Below are 17,850 nucleotides of genomic sequence, written 5' to 3'. Positions count from 1 at the left end.
TCTCCATGCAGGTTGCTGCTTCCATCTTCAAGGCCTACGACATCCGCGGCGTCGTCGGCGACACGCTCGACGAGCGCTTGGCCGAACACCTCGGCCGCGCGTTCGGCTCCGAGGCTCGCCGGCTCGGCGAGCGCGCTGTCGCGGTCGGTCGCGACGGCCGCGTTTCCGGCCCCGGCCTGGTCGCCGCGCTCACCCGCGGCCTCGTGTCGACCGGCCTTGACGTCGTCGACCTCGGTGCCGTGACGACACCGATGCTGTATTACGTCGCCGCCACGCGGGCAAGGCATGGCTGCACCAGCGGCATCCAGGTGACCGGCAGTCACAACCCGAAGGACTACAACGGTTTCAAGATGGTGCTCGCGGGCCGCGCCATCTACGGCGAGGACATCCAGGCGCTGCGCCGACGCATCGAGGCCGAGGACTACACCGTGGGCCAGGGCCGATCGGCGTCGATGGACATCCTGGCCGAGTACCGCCATCGCATCGTGAGCGATTGCCGGCTCGCGCGCCCGCTCGAGGTCGTGGTCGATTGCGGCAATGGCATTCCCGGTGCGTCGGCGCCTGGCATCCTGCGCGCGCTCGGCTGCGAGGTGACGGAGCTGTACTCCGAGGTCGATGGCAACTTCCCGAACCACCACCCCGATCCGTCCAAGCCCGAAAACTTGCGCGACCTGATCGCCACCGTCAAGCGAACCGGCGCCGATCTCGGCCTGGCGTTCGACGGCGACGGTGACCGGCTCGGCGTCGTCACCGCCGGGGGCGACAACATCTACCCCGACCGCCAGTTGATGCTGTTCGCCAAGGACATTCTCGGGCGCCATCCCGGCGCGCCGATCATCTTCGACGTCAAGTGCAGCCAGCGACTCGTGGCCGCGATCCGCGACGCAGGCGGGCAGCCGATGATGTGGAAGACCGGCCACTCGCTGATCAAGGCGCGCCTGAAGGAAACCGGCGCGCCGCTGGCCGGCGAGATGAGCGGCCATATTTTCTTCGGCGAGCGCTGGTACGGCTTCGACGACGCCACCTACACGGCGGCTCGCCTGCTGGAGATCCTCTCGCGCCACGACGACCCGAGCGCCGTGCTCAATGCCTTGCCAACGAGTTTTTCGACGCCCGAGCTCAACGTGGCCTGCGCCGAAGGCGAGCACCACGCGGTGGTTGCTACCTTGCGCGAACAGGTCGAATCCGGCGCGGTGCGCTTCCCCGGCTCCACCGAAATCATCACCATCGACGGCGTGCGCGCCGAATACGCTGACGGCTTCGGGCTGGTGCGCGCCTCGAACACGACGCCGGTGTTGGTGCTGCGCTTCGAAGGCCACACGCAGGCGGCGCTGGAGCGCATCGAGGCGCAGTTCATGGCCGTGCTGCGCGGTGTCAAGCCCGACGCGCGGGTGAGCGCGGCCGCGCACTGACGCGCGCGCCTTCCAGACGACTCTCCTCTCATGCGCGTGCTGATTGTGCGGCTGTCGTCGCTTGGCGATGTAGTGCATGCCGCGCCGGTGCTGGTCGACATTCACCGCGCCTGCCCGGGTGCGCGCATCGACTGGGTGGTCGAGGAAGCCTTCGTGCCGCTGGCGCGCTGCCTCGCCGGTATCGAGCGCATCGTGCCGATCGCACTGCGGCGTTGGCGCCAGGCGCCGCTGGCCGCGCGCACCGAGATCGGCGCGTTCTGGCAGTCCCTGCGCAGCGAGTCCTACGACGCGGTGCTCGACCTGCAGGGGCTCGTGAAGAGCGCGGTGGTGACGCGTGCGGCGCGGCTCACGCCGGGCGGCCGACGCCACGGCCTGGCCAATCGCACCGACGGCTCGGCCTACGAGCCGCTGGCTCGATGGGCCTACGGCCATGCGGTGACGATGCCGGCGCGCATCCACGTGGTCGATCGCTCGCGCGAACTGGCGGCATGCGCGCTCGGCTACCGCATCGACGGTGCGCCCTGCGTGCCGTGGCAGCCGCCGCCGCTGGAGCCTCGAGATGCACGCTGGGCTGATCCGCGCGGTGTACTGCTGGTGCATGGCTCGGCCAAGGCGGTCAAGCTGCTATCCACCGGCTTCTGGGCCTCGCTCGGCCGCGAGCTCGCCGCGCAAGGCGCGCAGCCGCTCGTGCCTTGGGGCAATGCCGAGGAGCGCGAGCGTGCCGAGCAGATCGTGCGCGCGATCGGTGGCCAAGCGGCCGTGCTGCCACGCCTGCCGCTCGACCGGCTCGCGGCGGTGATGACGCGCCTGCATGGCGCCATCGGCTTGGACACGGGCCTGACCCACATGGCGGCCACGCTCGCTCGACCGACGGTGCAGCTTTTCATCGAAGACAAGGCCTGGCGCGCGGCAGCCTACTGGGAGCCGAACACGGCCGTGTTGCAGGCCGAGGGCGGCCAGGCGCCAACGGCAGGCAGCGTCTTGCAGGCGTGGGGGCGCGTGGCGTGAGCGCCGGTGCGTCGGCGCGCGCGCTCTACACCGTGCTGCTGCACGCACTTGCGCCGATCTACCGCATGCGGCTGTGGTGGCGCGGGCGCGCCGAGCCCTTGTATCGGCAGGGTGTGGGTGAGCGTTTCGGTCGCTACCGCGGCGCTGCCGTTGCCGGAGCGGTGTGGATTCACGCCGTATCGCTCGGCGAGACGCGCGCCGCCGCCGCACTGATCGAGGCCTTGCGCGAGCGGCGCCCCGGTGTGCGCCTGCTGCTCACGCATGGCACCGCGACCGGCCGCGCGGCCGGCGCGGCGCTGCTGCGCGATCACGATGCCCAGACCTGGCTGCCCTACGACACGCCCGGTGCCGTGCGGCGGTTCTTCGCGCACTGGCGACCCCGGCTCGGCGTGCTGATGGAGACCGAGGTGTGGCCCAATTTGCTGCACGGCGCCCAGAGGCACGGTGTTGCCGTCCTGCTCGGCAATGCGCGACTGAGTGCCAAGAGTCTCGCGCGCGGCCTGCGCTTTGGCGTGCTCCTTCGCCCGGCCGCCGTCGCGTTCACACGCGTGCTCGCGCAGACCGAGGCCGACGCGACACGGCTACGCGCCGCGGGTGCGCCGAGGGTCGATGTGATGGGCAACCTCAAGTTCGACGTGACCCCGCACGCGCCGCTGCTGGCACGCGGCGTGCAATGGGCCGCAGCGGGCGGCCGGGCGGTCGTGCTGGCCGCCGTAACGCGCGCGGGCGAGGAGGCCGGTTTGCTCGACGCGTGGGCTCGTGTGCCCGCGCCGCGACCCCGCTTGCTGCTGGTGCCGCGTCATCCGCAGCGCTTCGACGAGGTGGCGGCGCTGGTGGAGCGCGCCGGACTGACCTTGTCGCGGCGCAGTGGCTGGCCCACCGACCTGCCCGACGGCCCGGCGCTGCAGGCCGATGTCTGGCTCGGCGACTCGCTGGGCGAGATGCCGGCCTACTACGCCGCGGCCCGCGTCGCCCTGCTCGGCGGCAGCTTTGCGCCGCTCGGCGGGCACAACCTGATCGAGGCCGCGGCCTGCGGTTGTCCGCTGCTGATGGGGCCGCACACCTTCAACTTCGCCGCGGCGGCCGAGTTGTCACTCGCCGCAGGTGCCAGCGAGCGTGTGGCCGGCATCGAAGAAGGCGTCATGCGAGCCGTGGCGCTGGCCAGCGACGACCCGCTGCGTGCGCAGATGCGCGCTGGCGCGCTGGGTTTTGCCGCCGCACATCGCGGCGCGGCGCGGCGCCTGGCCGACGCTGTGCTCGAAGCGCTCGACGCTCAGCCGGCCGCGAGCGCGCGCGCCACCTCGGACACCAGCGCCGGGCCGCGGTAGATGAGCCCGGTGTAGAGCTGCACCAAGTCGGCCCCGGCGGCGCGTTTGGCCAGTGCATCGGCCGCGCTCATCACGCCGCCGACGCCGATGATCGGAAAGCCAGCGCCGAGCGCGGCGCGCAGCTGGGCAATCACGCGGTTGCTGGCGGCGGCCACCGGGCGGCCGCTCAGGCCGCCGGCCTCGCTGGCATGCACCAGGCCCTTCACGGCCTCGCGCGACACGGTGGTGTTGGTGGCGATGACGCCGTCGATGGCGTTTTTTATCAGCGTCGCGCCGATCACGCCGACCTGCGCCTCGTCGAGGTCGGGCGCGATCTTCACGAACATCGGCACGCTGCGTCGGTGCTCGGCGATCAACTGCTGTCGACGCTCCTGCAACGCGCCGAGCAGCGCGTCGAGCGCGGCGTCGCTCTGCAGGCTGCGCAGATTCTGTGTGTTCGGGCTGGAGATGTTGACGCTCACGTAGTCGGCGTGCGGGTACACGCCTTCAAGGCCTAGCAGGTAGTCGTCCTGCGCGCGTTCGATCGGCGTGCTTGCGTTCTTGCCGATGTTCAGGCCCAGGATGCCGCCTCGGCCGCGAAAGTGCGCGCGTTTCACGTTGGCGACAAAAGCCTCGAGCCCGTCGTTGTTGAAGCCCAGGCGGTTGATCAACGCATCGGCCTGGGTGAGCCGGAAGATGCGCGGCCTGGGGTTGCCGGGCTGCGCCTTCGGCGTCACCGTGCCGACTTCGATGAAGCCGAAACCCATGGCCGCCAGGCCGTCGATGCAGCGACCGTTCTTGTCCAGACCCGCTGCCAGGCCCACGCGGTTGGCAAAGCGCAGGCCGGCGAGCGTCACCGGATCGTCGGTGCGGGGCTGTTGCCACAGGCATTGCAGTGGTGTGCCCTGCAGTCGTGCGATCGAGGCGAGCGTGAGCTCATGGGCCTGCTCGGCGTCCAGGCCGAACAGGAAGGGGCGTGCAAGCGCATAGGGAACGAGAGCCATGCAGCGGATTTTCTCAGACGACCGGTCGGGTGAGCACTCGATAATCGAGCCCCGATTTCGCAACGGCCCGCGCATGAATCAAGACGAACTCAAGGCCCAGGTCGGGCGCGCCGCGCTCGACTACGTGGTCGATGGCGAGCTGATCGGCGTGGGCACCGGCTCGACCGTCGACTGCTTCATCGATGCGCTCGCCGCGAGCGGGCGTCGCATTGCCGGCGCTGTGTCGAGTTCGGTGGCAAGCGCTGCGCGGCTGAACGCCCACGGCATTCGCGTGCTCGAGGCGGGCGAGGTCGAGGCGCTGCCGGTCTACATCGACGGCGCCGACGAGATCGACCCGCGCGGCTTCATGATCAAGGGCGGTGGCGCGGCGCTCACGCGCGAGAAGATCGTGGCCGACTTGGCCGAGTGCTTCGTGTGCATTGCCGACGCCTCCAAGCTCGTCGACGTGCTCGGCCGCTTTGCGCTGCCGGTCGAGGTGGTGCCGATGGCCGCCCGCCGCATTGCCCGGCGCTTCGCCGCGCTGGGCGGGCAGGCGCGCGTGCGCCAGGGCGTGACCACCGACAACGGCCTGATCATCCTCGACGTGAGCGGCCTGGCGATCACCGATCCGCTCGCCTTGGAGACGGAGGTCAATCAATGGCCGGGGGTAGTGACGGTCGGCGTGTTCGCCAGGCACAGGGCGAGTCTGTGCCTGCTGGGCACGCCGGAGGGCGTGCGAACGCTGCGGTTTTGACCCGCGCGTCGACCGCGGCAGCGAATCAGAAACGGATGCCGTTGGGCGCCGACTCGAGCGAAGGTGGCAGGGCCGCCGCTCCCGGCTCGGCGGCGACGGCAGGCTGGCGCGCTGCGTTCGCCGGCGCGGCCGCAGCGCGCGGTGCCAGCGGTGCTGCGTCCCAGCCCGCGTAGCCGGCCGGCAGCTGTGACTGCTGGGGGTAGCCGGCGGCGTCGAGGTAGCTGCGCCAGTCGTCGTCGGAGAAGCCGCGCAGCTGCTGGTTGCCGATGCGCAGCAGCGGCAGTTCGCCGATCGACTCGATGCGCTTGAGCGCGTCCAGGTCGGCCTCGGTGGTGACGCTCCGCTCGACGTACGGAACACCGCGCTGGCGCAGCAGGCTGCGCCCGCTGTCGCAAACGGAACAATTGGCCGTGCTGTAGAACGTGACCGGAAAGCGTTCGGCGATCAGCCGCAGCGCGTAGGGCAGCAGCGATGCGTTCGGCGCGGCGCCGCCGACGTTGCGCATCGGTTGGATCCGCGCCGTCGGCGACGAGATGGGGCGGTCGGTGTAGGTGACGCGGCCATCCGATTCGGTGATTTTGTACTGCGCCTGCACCTCGGTCGCGGCGGCGAGGGCGGCCAGCGCAGACAGCAACACGGCGGCAGATCGTTTCATGGCGGTCTCCTGAAGCGGGGCGGCGGCGCGATCTTAGTCGCTCACTCCGCCATGCCTTGATGACGCAGCAGCGCGTCGATGCTCGGTTCGCGTCCGCGGAAGGCTTTGAAGCTGTCGATCGCCGGACGGCTGCCGCCAGTTTCAAGGATGGTTTCGCGGTAGCGGCGCCCGACCGCCGGGTTGAATACGCCTTCCTCTTCGAACGCCGCGTAGGCATCGGCGCTCAGCACCTCCGCCCATTTGTAGCTGTAGTAGCCGGCCGCATAGCCGCCCGCGAAGATGTGCGAGAAGCTGTGCTGGAAGCGGTTGAAGGCGGGCGCCGGCAGCACCGCCACTTGCGTGCGCACGGCCTCGAGTTGTTGTTGCACCCAGCTCGCACTTGCAGCCCCGGCCGCAGCGGCGGCGTGGATGCGCATGTCGAACAGCGCGAACTCCACCTGGCGCAAGGTCTGCAGCCCGCTCTGGAAGTTCTTGGCGGCCAGCATCTTGTCGAACAGCGCGCGCGGCAGCGGCTCCTGCGAGTCGACATGCGCGGTCATGTGCTTGACCACGTCCCACTCCCAGCAGAAGTTTTCCATGAACTGACTGGGCAGCTCGACCGCGTCCCACTCCACACCCGCGATGCCGGCCACGCCGATCTCCTCGACCTGCGTGAGCATGTGGTGCAGGCCGTGGCCGAACTCGTGGAACAAGGTGGTCACATCGTCGTGCGAGAGCAGGGCGGGCCGCTCGCCGACGGGTGCTGCAAAGTTGCAGACCAGCTGAGCCACCGGTGTCTGCAGCATGCCTTCGGGGCGCGCCCAGCGGCCGCGCACGTCGTCCATCCACGCGCCCGGGCGCTTGCCGGCTCGCGCGTACAGGTCGAGGTAGAACTGGCCGACCAGCTGCGGGGAGGCGTCGGGCCGCGTGGCGTCGGCGCGTTCGATGCGGTAGAAGCGCACCTGCTCGTTCCATACCGGCGCGCTGTCGGGGCGGATCGCCACCTCGAACAGCGTCTCGATGATCCTGAACAGGCCAGCCAACACCTTGGGCTCGGTGAAGTACTGCTTCACCTGGGTGTCGCTGAAGGCAAAGCGTGCCTCCTTGAGACGCTCGGACGCGAAGGCGACGTCCCAGGCCTGCAGCTCGGGCAGGCCGAGTTCGGTGCGCGCGAACTCGCGCAACTCGGCGAGGTCGCGCTCGGCATAGGGTCGGGCGCGCCGCGCCAGGTCGGCGAGAAAGTCCTGCACCTGCAGCGCCGAGGTCGCCATCTTGGGCACCAGCGACACCGCGGCGAAGTCAGCGTAGCCGAGCAGGCGTGCCTCTTCGTGGCGCAGCGCCAGGATCTCGCCCATCACCGTGCTGTTGTCGCGCTCGCTGGCGCCGAACTCGCTGGCCCGCGTGACATAGGCGCGGTAGAGGCGCTCGCGCAGTGCGCGGTCTTGTGCGTACTGCATGAGCGGCAGGTAGACCGGCATGTGCAGCGAGAGCAGGTGGCCGGTGGCCCCCGCGGCCTCGGCCGCCGCGCGGGTGGCGGCCAGCACGTCGGACGGCACACCGCGCATTTGCGTTTCGGTGGCGACGCAGGACCAGTCGTCGGTGGCGTCGAGCACATGCTCGGAGAAAGCCTGTGCAAGCTCGGCCTGGCGTGCCTGGATTTCGCTGTAGCGCTCCTTGGCCGTGCCCTGCAGTTCGGCACCCGAGAGCACGAAGTCGCGCATCGCGTTAGCCAGCGCTTGGCGCCGCGCCGGGCTCAGGGCCTGCGCGCCTGCGCCGTGGGCGATCGCCTTGTACTTGGCATAGAGGCGCTCATCGGCTCCCAGCCGCGTGTAGAACTCGGTGATCTTCGGCAAGGCCTCGGTGTAGGCCGCACGCAGCTCCGGCGTGTCGGCCACGGCATTGAGATGGCTCACGGCGCCCCACGCCCGACCGAGGCGTTCAGTGACAACGTCCAGCACGGCCGAGAGCGTGTCGTACTCGGCCGCAACGTCCGGGCCGACCGCGCGTTCCAGCGCTGCATCGGCCTCGGTGAGCAGGGCATCGACCGCAGGTGCCACATGGGCCGGTGCGATCTCGTCGAAGCGGGGCAGGGTGGCGGTGTCGAGCAGCGGATTCATGGCAGTCATCGCTTGGGGTTTCGAGGGGGCGCAGTAGTGCGTTTCCTTATGCGAGGATCATCGCGCAGCGCCGGGCCACACAAGCGCAATGGGCTCTATCGTTCGCATAGACGTGACGTTCAGCGGGCATGCTGCTCCGCCGATTCGACGGTGTTCATGAGCAGCATGGTGATCGTCATCGGCCCGACGCCGCCGGGCACCGGCGTGATCCAGCCCGCCACCGGGCGCACGCCCGCGAAGTCGACGTCGCCGCAGAGCTTGCCGTGCTCGTCGCGGTTCATGCCGACATCGATGACGACTGCGCCGGGTTTGACCATGTCGGCGGTCAGTACGTTGCGCTTGCCGACCGCGGCAACCACGATGTCGGCCTGCCGCGTGTGGTGGCCCAGATCGGGCGTGGCGCTGTGGCACAGGGTGACCGTGGCGTTGGCCTGCAGCAGCAGCATGGCCATGGGCTTGCCGACGATGTTGCTGCGCCCGATCACCACCGCATGCTTGCCCTTCGGGTCGCAGCCGATCGCCGCCAGCATCTTCATGCAGCCATACGGTGTGCAGGGCCGAAAGCCCGGCTGGCCAATCATCAAGGTGCCCGCGCTGGCGACGTGAAAGCCGTCGACGTCCTTCGCGGCGGCGATCGATTCGATGACCTTGAACGCGTCAATGTGCTCGGGCAGCGGCAGCTGCACCAGGATGCCGTGGATCGCCGGGTCGGCGTTGAGCGCACGCACCCGCGCCAGCAACTCCGCCTCGGTCATCGACGCCGGGTAGGACTCGAGCACCGAATGCAGCCCGTGGTCGTGGCAGGCCTTGACCTTGTTGCGCACGTACACGCGGCTGGCCGCGTTGTCGCCCACCTGCAGCACCGCCAGGCCCGGCGTCATGCCGCGCTCCTTCAGGGCGCCGGCGCGCTGGGCGACTTCGGCGCGGATATGGCGGGACAGCGCGTTGCCGTCGATCAGTCGTGCAGTCATGCGAAGTCCATCAAGAAAAAGGCCGCTACGAGAGCGGCCCGGTTGGCGCGTGCGGTCTCAACCCTCGCCGGGCCGCCCCAAGAGGGTTGAGCGCCCCCGCGGGGGGCAGCGCCGAAGGTGCGTGGGGGTGGTCATCAGGCTTTGGCCTGGGCGCCCAGCGCGATCTTGAGCAGGTCGGCCACCGTGTTGGCGTTCAACTTCTCCATGATGTTGGCGCGGTGCGCCTCCACCGTCTTGATGCTGATGCCCAGGTCGTCGGCGATCTGCTTGTTGAGGCGCCCGGCGACGATGCGCTCGAGCACCTGCGCTTCGCGCGTGGTCAGGCGCGCCAGCAGCGCATCGCGGCTGGCGGCTTCCTGGTGCTGAGAGAACGAGGCGCGCGCCTGATCGAGCATGCGCTCCACTAGGCCGAGAAGTTCTTCTTCCTTAAAGGGCTTTTCGATGAAGTCCATCGCGCCCTTCTTCATCGTCGTCACCGCCATCGGCACGTCGCCGTGGCCGGTGATGAACATCACCGGCAGCGGGCTCTTGCGCTCGACCAGCCGGTCCTGCAGCTCCAGGCCGCTCATGCCGTCCATGCGGATGTCAGCGATCAGGCAGGCCACTTCGCGCGGGTCAAAGCGGGAGAGGAAGGATTCAGCGGAGTCGAAGCACTTGACCCGGTAGTCCTTGCCTTCGAGCAACCACTGCAGCGAGTCGCGCACCGCTTCGTCATCGTCGACGACGTAGACCGTGCCTTTTTTGGGGATCAGACTCATGCGCTTTCGATCAGGCTGGTGGAGGGCGACTCGGTCGCGGTGGCCGGCAATTCGACCGGCAGCGTGAACGCAAAACGGCAGCCGCTCACGCTCATTCCATTGTAAAGGTTCTCGGCGCGGATCCTGCCGCGGTGGGACTCGATGATCGAGCGACAAAGCGACAAGCCGATGCCCAGGCCGTCGGGCTTGGTCGAGAAAAACGCTTCGTACAGGCGCGCCATCACTTCGTCCTTCACGCCCGGTCCGTTGTCGGTGACGCTGAACTCGATCACGCCGCCTTCCTCGGCCTTATGGCGCGGCACGACGCGCAACTCGATGTGCCGGCGCGCCTGCGGCAGGTGCGCGTTGTCGATCGCCTCGGCGGCGTTCTTGAGCAGGTTCAGGAGCACCTGCTCGATCAGGATCGGGTCGACCCGCAGCTCCGGCAGGCGTTGGGCGACGTAGGTGCGGATGTGTACGTTGCGGCGGCGCAGCTCGATGCCGGCGAGATCGACCGCGGCCTCGACGATGTCGCGCGCCTTGGCTGCTTGGCGCTGCGGCTCGCTGCGTTTCACGAAGGCGCGGATGCGGTGGATGATCTGACCGGCGCGCTGGGCCTGGCGCGCCGTTTTCTCGAGCGCGGCGATCAGGTCGGCCTTCTCGATCGCGTCGGCGCGCACCCGCGAGACCATGCCGTTGCAGTAGTTCGTGATCGCCGTGAGCGGCTGGTTCAATTCGTGTGCCACGCTCGAGGCCATCTCGCCCATCGTCACCAGTCGGCTCGTCACCTGCGCCTTCTCGGCCTGGCGCGAGGCCTGCTCCTCGGCGTGCCGGCGCTCGGTGATGTCGGTGGCGATCAGCATCTGTGCCAAGCGTCCGTCGGTCCACTGCAAGTAGCGCGCGCGCACGTCGAACCACTTCTGCAGCGGCTCGATGAACACCTCGCGCGCGTCGCCGGTCGCCTCGGTCAGCTCCTGCGCCGGCAGGCCGCCGAAGCTGTCGACCGAGTCGTCGGCCTCGCGCAGTGCGGCAAGGTCGATGTCGGAGCCGGCCAGCAGGGCGTGGCCGCGCGAGTCGGCGCCGAACCACAGGCGGTAGGAACGGTTGGCGAACAGCAGTTCGCCCTGCGCGACGGAGAGCACCGAGACGGCCGCCTCCAGGCCTTCAAGCACCGTCGTGAAGCGCTCGTGCGAGGCGGAAAGCTGGTCGCGGATGCGCTTGGCCTCGGTGATGTTCGTCATCGACGTCATCCAGCCGGTCTGGTGGCCCTTGGCGTCGATCAGCGGCGAGACATACATGCGCGAGTCGAACAGCGTGCCGTCCTTGCGCATCACCTTGACCTCGATGCCGCCGGCCGGGCTGCGGCCCTGCAGTTCCTGTTGCAGCAGGCGGTTGTTCTCTTCCATGCGGTCGGGCGGCCAGTGCGGGAAGGGCGGCAGCCGGCCGATCAACTCGCCCTCGACAAAGCCGGTCATGGCGCAAAACGCCGGGTTGACGTAACTGATGCGGCCTTCGATGTCCATGGCGCGCATGCCGGTGAGCATGGAGTTTTCCATGGCCCGGCGGAAATTGGTCTCGGAAACCAGCGCGCTTTGCATCTGCGAGCGCCGTCGCACATGGCGCCAGGTGCCGAGCAGCATCCACACCGTCAGCGCCGAGAGCGCCACCACCATCCAGAACAGCGTGTTGCCGATGAGGCCGATCGACGTGCGCCAGCCCTGGCCGCGCACCACCAGGCCGTTGCCGGAGGGCGCCAGCGCCACGTCCTGCACGAAGGCGCCGCGGCGCATCGTGCTGGCCGGCTCGCGCGAGACGCTGCTCGCGAGCACGCGCTCGTCGCTGTCGACCAGGCTGATCGCGTGGCGGCGCGTCACTTCGGCCGGCACGAAATAGCGCAGCAGCGACTCGATTGAGTACTCGGCCACGAGCGTGCCTGCGAAGGCGCTGCGATCGAGCAGTGGCACGTCGACCTGGAACACCATCAGCGAGCCATGGCTTTCGTAGGGTCGCGAATAGACCGGTTGGCGCAGGTCGCGCGCGGCGGCAAACGCCCAGGCCGGCTCGCTGCGCGGCGCTGGCGCGGAGCCGCCAGCGACCGGCGGCTCGGGCCAGCGCACCAGGTCGCCGGGGTGGTTGGGCGAAAGGTGGCGTGCCTTGACGCCCTGGTCGGCGCCAAGCCACGACAGGCTCACCACCTCGGGGCGTTCGCGAGCGAAGCTCACCGCCTGGCCCATGAAGTCTTCCAGGTCAATGGCGCGCGTGGCAATCTCGCGCGCCATGCGCACGAGCTGCTCCTGGTTTTCGATCAGCCGCAGCCTGATCTGCTGCTGTGCGATCTCGGTGTCGCGCTTGACCGACTCCTGCTCCCGGTCGAACTCCTCGTTGCGCAGGTACCAGAACGCCGTGATGATCGCCGCGAGAAAAAGCAGCACCGACAGCAGCGGACCCAGCGTGGCGAAACGGTCCTGTCGAGCCGGCGACAGGCGCTTCCACCAGACCCAGAGCGGGTGCCGCGGATGCGGCGAAGGCGCCAGCGGATCGAGCGTCGAGTCGGTGACGGGCGTGGACATCGAGGGATTATCGAGCCGTGGGGGAATGGGACTGCGGCGAGACTGAGGCAAGCCCGGACACCGATGAACAACTTACCGTGATATGAAAAGCACTCGCACTATTTGAAAATTTGTACGGTCTGTGTGAGACTTCCGCCCACCCCGTTTTTGACCCATATCCGAGGAGACTCGCCATGTCTGCACTCCCGCAAGCGCTCGGTCTCGTGGCCACCAACGCAGCGCTCGATACCGACCCCCAGGAAACCCGCGAATGGCTCGAAGCCCTGAGCGCGGTGATCGAAAGCGAGGGGCCCGAACGAGCGCATTTCTTGCTCGAGCGCTTGATCGAGGAGGCGCGCCAGACCGGCATCGACCTGCCGTTTTCAGCCACCACGCCCTACGTCAACACCATCCCGGCCGGCCAGGAGCAGCACAACCCCGGCAAGGTGGAGATCGAGGAGCGGCTGCGCGCCTACATGCGCTGGAACGCGATGGCGATGGTGGTCAAGGCCAATCGGCTCGACCCGGCCGACGGCGGCGACCTTGGCGGCCACATCTCCAGCTTTGCGTCGCTCGCCACCATGTTCGGCGCTGGCTTCAACCACTTCTGGCATGCCGATGACACCGACGCGGGCGGCACGCATGGCGGTGACCTGCTCTACATCCAGGGCCACTCTTCACCCGGCATCTATGCGCGCGCCTTCATGGAAGGCCGCATCAGCGAGGAGCAGCTGCTCAATTTCCGGCAAGAGGTCGATGGCAAGGGGCTCTCCAGCTACCCCCACCCCAAGCTGATGCCCGGGTTCTGGCAGTTCCCCACCGTGTCCATGGGCCTGGGCCCGCTGATGGGGATCTACCAGGCGCGCTTTCTGAAGTACCTGCACGCGCGCGGCATCGCCGACACCAGCCGGCGCAAGGTCTGGGTGTTCTGCGGTGACGGCGAAATGGACGAGCCCGAGTCGCTCGGCGCCATTAGCCTGGCCGCGCGCGAGAAGCTCGACAACCTGATCTTCGTCGTCAACTGCAACCTGCAGCGCCTGGACGGCCCGGTGCGCGGCAACGGCAAGATCATCCAGGAGCTCGAGGGCGAGTTCCGCGGCTCGGGCTGGAACGTCATCAAGCTCATCTGGGGCAGCTACTGGGACCCGCTGCTCGCGCGCGACAAGGAAGGCCTGCTCCGCAAGGTGATGATGGACACCGTCGACGGCGACTACCAGGCGATGAAGGCCAACGACGGCGCCTTCGTGCGCAAGCACTTCTTCGGCCAGCATCCCAAGCTGCTGGAGATGGTGGCGCGGCTTTCCGACGAGGACATCTGGCGCCTGAACCGCGGCGGTCACGACCCGCACAAGGTGCATGCCGCCTACCACGCCGCCGTCAACACCAAGGACCAGCCGACGGTGCTGTTGATCAAGACGATCAAGGGCTTCGGCATGGGCAAGATCGGCGAGGGCAAGAACACCGCGCACCAGACCAAGAAGCTGGTCGACGAAGACGTGCGGGCGTTTCGCGACCGTTTCAACATCCCGATTCCCGACGACAAGCTCGCCGAGATCCCGTTCTACAAGCCGGCCGACGACACGCCCGAGATGCAGTACCTGCACGAGCGTCGCAAGGCGCTCGGTGGCTACCTGCCCAAGCGGCGCGTGAAAGCCAGCGAGACCCTGCTGGTGCCCGGGATCTCGGCCTTCCAGGCGGTGCTCGACGCAACGCCCGAGGGCCGCGAGATCAGCACCACGCAGGCCTATGTGCGCTGCCTCAACGCGCTCTTGCGCGACAAGTCGCTGGGTCCGCGCATCGTGCCGATCCTGGTCGACGAGGCGCGCACCTTCGGCATGGAGGGACTGTTCCGCCAGATCGGCATCTACAACCCCGAAGGGCAGAAGTACACGCCGGTCGATAAGGACCAGGTCATGTACTACAAGGAAGACAAGGCCGGGCAGATCCTGCAGGAGGGCATCAACGAGGCTGGCGGCATGAGTTCGTGGATCGCGGCGGCGACCTCGTACTCGACCAACAACCGCGTGATGATTCCGTTCTACGTTTACTACTCGATGTTCGGCTTTCAGCGCATCGGCGACCTGGCCTGGGCGGCGGGCGACATGCAGGCGCGCGGTTTCCTGCTCGGCGGCACCTCGGGGCGCACCACGCTCAATGGGGAGGGGCTGCAGCACGAGGACGGCCACAGCCACATCCTGGCCAGCACCATTCCCAACTGCATCAGCTACGACCCGACGTTTGCGCACGAGGTCGCGGTGATCCTTCATAACGGCCTCGAGCGCATGGTCGAGCGTCAGGAAAACGTCTACTTCTACATCACCCTGCTCAACGAGAACTACCCGCAGCCGGGCCTCGTGCCTGGCACCGAGGCGGGCATCCTCAAGGGCATGTACCGGCTGCTCGAAGGCGCGCCCGGCAAGCGCAAGGACGCGCCGCGCGTCAACCTGCTGGGCAGCGGCACCATCCTGCGCGAGAGCATCGCCGCGAAGGCGCTGCTCGAAGCCGACTGGGGCGTCGGCGCCAACGTATGGAGCTGCCCGAGCTTCAACGAACTGGCCCGAGATGGCCAGGATGCCGAGCGCTGGAATCTGCTGCATCCGACCGAGGCGCCGCGCGTGCCGTTCGTGACGCAGCAGCTGGCGGCGCATGCCGGGCCGGTGATTGCCTCGACCGACTACATGAAGAACTACGCCGACCAGATCCGCGCCTTCATGCCGCGCGGGCGAACGTACAAGGTGCTGGGCACCGACGGCTTTGGACGCAGCGATTTCCGCACCAAGTTGCGCGAGCACTTCGAAGTCAATCGCCACTACATCGTGGTCGCCGCGCTCAAGGCGCTGGCCGACGACGGCACACTGCCTGCTGCGAAGGTGGCCGAGGCCATTGCGCGCTACGGCATCAACGCCGACAAGATCAACCCGCTGTACGCCTGAAACAAGGCACCCGACACAAGAACGCAGCCGGAGACAAGCACATGGCACTGGTGGAAGTGAAGGTTCCCGACATCGGCGACTTCGACGAGGTGGAAGTGATCGAGGTGCTGGTCAAGCCCGGCGACACCATCAAGGCCGAGCAGAGCCTCGTCACGGTGGAGAGCGACAAGGCCTCGATGGAGATTCCCGCCAGCCATGGCGGGGTCGTCAAGGACGTGAAGGTCAAGCTGGGCGACAAGGTCGGCGAGGGCACCGTGCTTTTGATCCTGGAGACGGCCGGCGCCGACGAAGCTGCGTCACGCAGCGAGATGCCGAAGGCACCCTCACCCCAACCCTCGCCCGCTAGAGCGGAAGAAGGGGCAAGAACAGCTCCCTTGCCCGCCCCGGCGAAAGAGGGCCGGGATGAGGGTGGGCAAGGCAGCGCGAGCTTCGAAGTCGTCGTCCCCGACATCGGTGACTTTGACGAGGTCGCCGTCATCGAACTGCTGGTCAAGCCCGGCGACGCAGTCACAGCGGAGCAGAGCCTCATCACCGTCGAGAGCGACAAGGCTTCGATGGAGATTCCGTCGCCTCGGGCGGGCACGGTCGAGCGCCTGCTGGTGAAGCTGGGCGACAAGGTGGCCAAGGGCTCACCGATCGTGGTACTTAGCGGCTCGCAGGGCGGTGGTTCGGTTGCACCGGCACCAGCACCGCAAGCCGCTGCCGCGACCGCCGTGGCGCCCGTTGCACTGTCGGCAACGTCAGGCCCGAGCGGGCCACTGGCCAGCCAGCCGGTCGAGCGCACGGCGCCAACGGCCGCGTTGGCGCAGCATGAGCCCACCGCACCGACCGGCCAGCTGCCGCATGCCTCGCCGTCGATTCGGCGCTTCGCGCGCGAGCTGGGCGTGCCGCTGGGGGAAGTGAAGGGCAGCGGCGCCAAGGGTCGCATCCTGCTCGAAGACGTGCAGGGCTTCGTCAAGGGCGTCATGGCCGCCGGCACGGCGCCCGCCGCGCGCGTTGCGCAACCGGGCACCGGCTCGGGCGGGCTCGAGCTACTGCCGTGGCCCAAGATCGACTTCGCCAAGTTCGGCGCCGTCGAGCGCAAGGACCGCAGCCGCATCAAGAAAATCAGCGGCGCCAACCTGCACCGCAACTGGGTGGTGATTCCGCACGTCACCAACCACGACGATGCCGACATCACCGAACTCGAGGCGTTTCGCGTGCAGCTCAACGCCGAGCACGAAAAGGCGGGCGTGAAGGTCACGATGCTCGCCTTTCTCATCAAGGCCTGCGTGGCCGCACTCACGAAGTTTCCCGATTTCAATGCCTCGCTCGATGGTGATCAGCTGGTGCTGAAGAAATACTTTCACATCGGTTTCGCCGCCGACACGCCGGGCGGTCTGGTGGTGCCGGTGATCCGCGATGCCGACCAGAAAGGCATCCTCGCGCTCGCCAAGGAAACGAGCGAGCTTGCCGCCAAGGCGCGCGACGGAAAGCTGAGCCCGCTCGACATGAGCGGCGGGTGTTTCTCCATCAGCTCGCTCGGCGGCATCGGTGGCACCTACTTCACCCCCATCATCAATGCGCCCGAGGTCGCGATCCTGGGTGTGTGCAAATCGCAGCTGCGCCCGGTGTGGGACGGCAAGGCCTTCGCTGCGCGGTTGATCCTTCCGCTCAGCCTGAGCTGGGACCATCGCGTGGTCGACGGCGCATCGGCGGCGCGCTTCAACGCCTACCTCGGCGCCTTGCTGGGCGACTTCCGTCGCGCGCTGCTGTGAGCAGCAAGGACGCCGCATGACAACCGTGGTCGTGGTCCGCAAGGGCGCACAGGTGGCGATCGGCGCCGACAGCCTGGTGACCTTCGGCGACACGCGCCTCTCGCATGGCTACGAGGCCAACGACAAGCTGTTCAAGGTGGGCGACACCTGGTTTGGCCTGGCCGGCACGGTGGCGCACTTTCCGGTGTTGCGCCGCGCGCTGCAAACGCTCACCGAGGGCGAGCTGAAGCTGCACTCGCGCGACGAAGTGTTCGACACCTTCCTCAAGCTCCACGCCAAGCTCAAGGACAACTTCTTCCTCAATACCAAGGAAGAAGATGCCGACCCCTACGAGAGCAGCCAGTTCAGCGTGCTGCTCGCGAACGCGAGCGGCCTGTACGGCGTGTACTCGTACCGCGAGGTGTTCGCCTTCGATCGCTTCTGGGCGATCGGTTCGGGTCGCAACTTCGCGCTCGGCGCGATGCACGCCACTTTCGAGCGCAGTCGAACGGCGCGCGAGGTGGCCGTGGCCGGCCTCAACGCCGGCTGCGAGTTCGACAAGAGTTCCGCCGGGCCGTTGCGCCTGCAAACGCTCAAGCTCAAGGACTAAAAATATCGTGGCCGCAATCGACATCAAGGTGCCGGACATCGGCGACTTCAAGGACGTGGCGGTGATCGAGGTGCTGGTCAAGCCCGGCGACACGGTAAT

The 17,850-nt window shown here is 68.0% G+C and carries 13 protein-coding genes; 7 read left to right on the top strand and 6 right to left on the bottom strand.

From position 1 onward, the window contains the following. The first annotated feature begins 5 nt into the window (after positions 1 to 5). From RMO12_RS03715 to RMO12_RS03705, 3 genes are all read left to right on the top strand, one after another. Positions 6 to 1,412, top strand: a complete 1,407-nt coding sequence (locus RMO12_RS03715) for a phosphomannomutase/phosphoglucomutase (protein WP_309638246.1) — start codon at positions 6 to 8, stop codon at positions 1,410 to 1,412. A gap of 30 nt (positions 1,413 to 1,442) precedes the next feature. Further along, positions 1,443 to 2,420: a lipopolysaccharide heptosyltransferase I gene (gene waaC / locus RMO12_RS03710; protein ID WP_309638245.1), complete on the top strand. Its 978-nt coding sequence runs from the start codon at positions 1,443 to 1,445 to the stop codon at positions 2,418 to 2,420. A 65-nt stretch (positions 2,421 to 2,485) separates the two neighbouring features. Continuing rightward, positions 2,486 to 3,748 carry a 3-deoxy-D-manno-octulosonic acid transferase gene (locus RMO12_RS03705; protein WP_405029611.1) on the top strand — a complete coding sequence of 421 codons (1,263 nt, stop codon included), beginning with the start codon at positions 2,486 to 2,488 and terminating at the stop codon, positions 3,746 to 3,748. Here RMO12_RS03705 and RMO12_RS03700 read toward each other — a convergent pair. Continuing rightward, positions 3,694 to 4,731, bottom strand: coding sequence for a quinone-dependent dihydroorotate dehydrogenase (locus tag RMO12_RS03700; RefSeq protein ID WP_309638243.1), 1,038 nt, complete (start codon positions 4,729 to 4,731; stop codon positions 3,694 to 3,696). The two genes, RMO12_RS03705 and RMO12_RS03700, sit on opposite strands and share 55 nt — an antisense overlap. Positions 4,732 to 4,804: 73 nt before the next feature. Here RMO12_RS03700 and rpiA point away from each other — a divergent pair, with 73 nt between their 5' ends. After that, positions 4,805 to 5,464 carry a ribose-5-phosphate isomerase RpiA gene (gene rpiA, locus RMO12_RS03695; protein ID WP_309638242.1) on the top strand — a complete coding sequence of 220 codons (660 nt, stop codon included), beginning with the start codon at positions 4,805 to 4,807 and terminating at the stop codon, positions 5,462 to 5,464. A gap of 25 nt (positions 5,465 to 5,489) precedes the next feature. On the opposite strand, the gene RMO12_RS03690 is transcribed toward rpiA, so the two are convergent. The 5 genes from RMO12_RS03690 to RMO12_RS03670 form a co-directional block, all read right to left on the bottom strand. After that, entirely contained in the window at positions 5,490 to 6,119 is a 630-nt protein-coding gene (locus RMO12_RS03690) for a glutaredoxin family protein (protein ID WP_309624294.1), read from the bottom strand. Between the two features lie 41 nt (positions 6,120 to 6,160). Next, complete coding sequence (locus tag RMO12_RS03685) at positions 6,161 to 8,224, bottom strand: M3 family metallopeptidase (RefSeq protein WP_309638241.1); 2,064 nt, start codon at positions 8,222 to 8,224, stop codon at positions 6,161 to 6,163. Positions 8,225 to 8,334: 110 nt separating this feature from the next. Beyond that, entirely contained in the window at positions 8,335 to 9,186 is an 852-nt protein-coding gene (gene folD / locus RMO12_RS03680) for a bifunctional methylenetetrahydrofolate dehydrogenase/methenyltetrahydrofolate cyclohydrolase FolD (RefSeq protein ID WP_309638240.1), read from the bottom strand. A 134-nt stretch (positions 9,187 to 9,320) separates the two neighbouring features. Beyond that, on the bottom strand, positions 9,321 to 9,944 hold the full coding sequence (locus RMO12_RS03675) for a response regulator transcription factor (protein WP_309624890.1): 624 nt from the start codon (positions 9,942 to 9,944) through the stop codon (positions 9,321 to 9,323). Continuing rightward, entirely contained in the window at positions 9,941 to 12,493 is a 2,553-nt protein-coding gene (locus RMO12_RS03670) for a PAS domain S-box protein (RefSeq protein WP_309638239.1), read from the bottom strand. Before RMO12_RS03670 ends, RMO12_RS03675 begins: the two co-directional genes overlap by 4 nt. A 173-nt stretch (positions 12,494 to 12,666) precedes the next feature. Between RMO12_RS03670 and aceE the strand changes: the two genes are divergently transcribed. Genes aceE through RMO12_RS03655 form a run of 3 tightly spaced genes read left to right on the top strand, consistent with a single transcriptional unit; the run spans position 12,667 to position 17,751 of the window. Next, a complete protein-coding gene (aceE, locus tag RMO12_RS03665) occupies positions 12,667 to 15,405 on the top strand; it encodes a pyruvate dehydrogenase (acetyl-transferring), homodimeric type (RefSeq protein ID WP_309638238.1) in 2,739 nt (912 codons plus the stop codon). Between the two features lie 41 nt (positions 15,406 to 15,446). Further along, positions 15,447 to 17,162, top strand: a complete 1,716-nt coding sequence (gene aceF, locus RMO12_RS03660) for a dihydrolipoyllysine-residue acetyltransferase (RefSeq protein WP_309638237.1) — start codon at positions 15,447 to 15,449, stop codon at positions 17,160 to 17,162. A 16-nt stretch (positions 17,163 to 17,178) separates the two neighbouring features. Next, positions 17,179 to 17,751, top strand: coding sequence for an MFS transporter (locus tag RMO12_RS03655; protein ID WP_309638236.1), 573 nt, complete (start codon positions 17,179 to 17,181; stop codon positions 17,749 to 17,751). Positions 17,752 to 17,850: the final 99 nt, after the last annotated feature.

Source organism: Methylibium sp. (assembly GCF_031393925.1).
Taxonomy (GTDB): Bacteria; Pseudomonadota; Gammaproteobacteria; order Burkholderiales; family Burkholderiaceae_C; genus Methylibium.
Note: the sequence above shows the minus strand (reverse complement) of the source record. Positions and strands in the feature narration are given on the sequence as shown.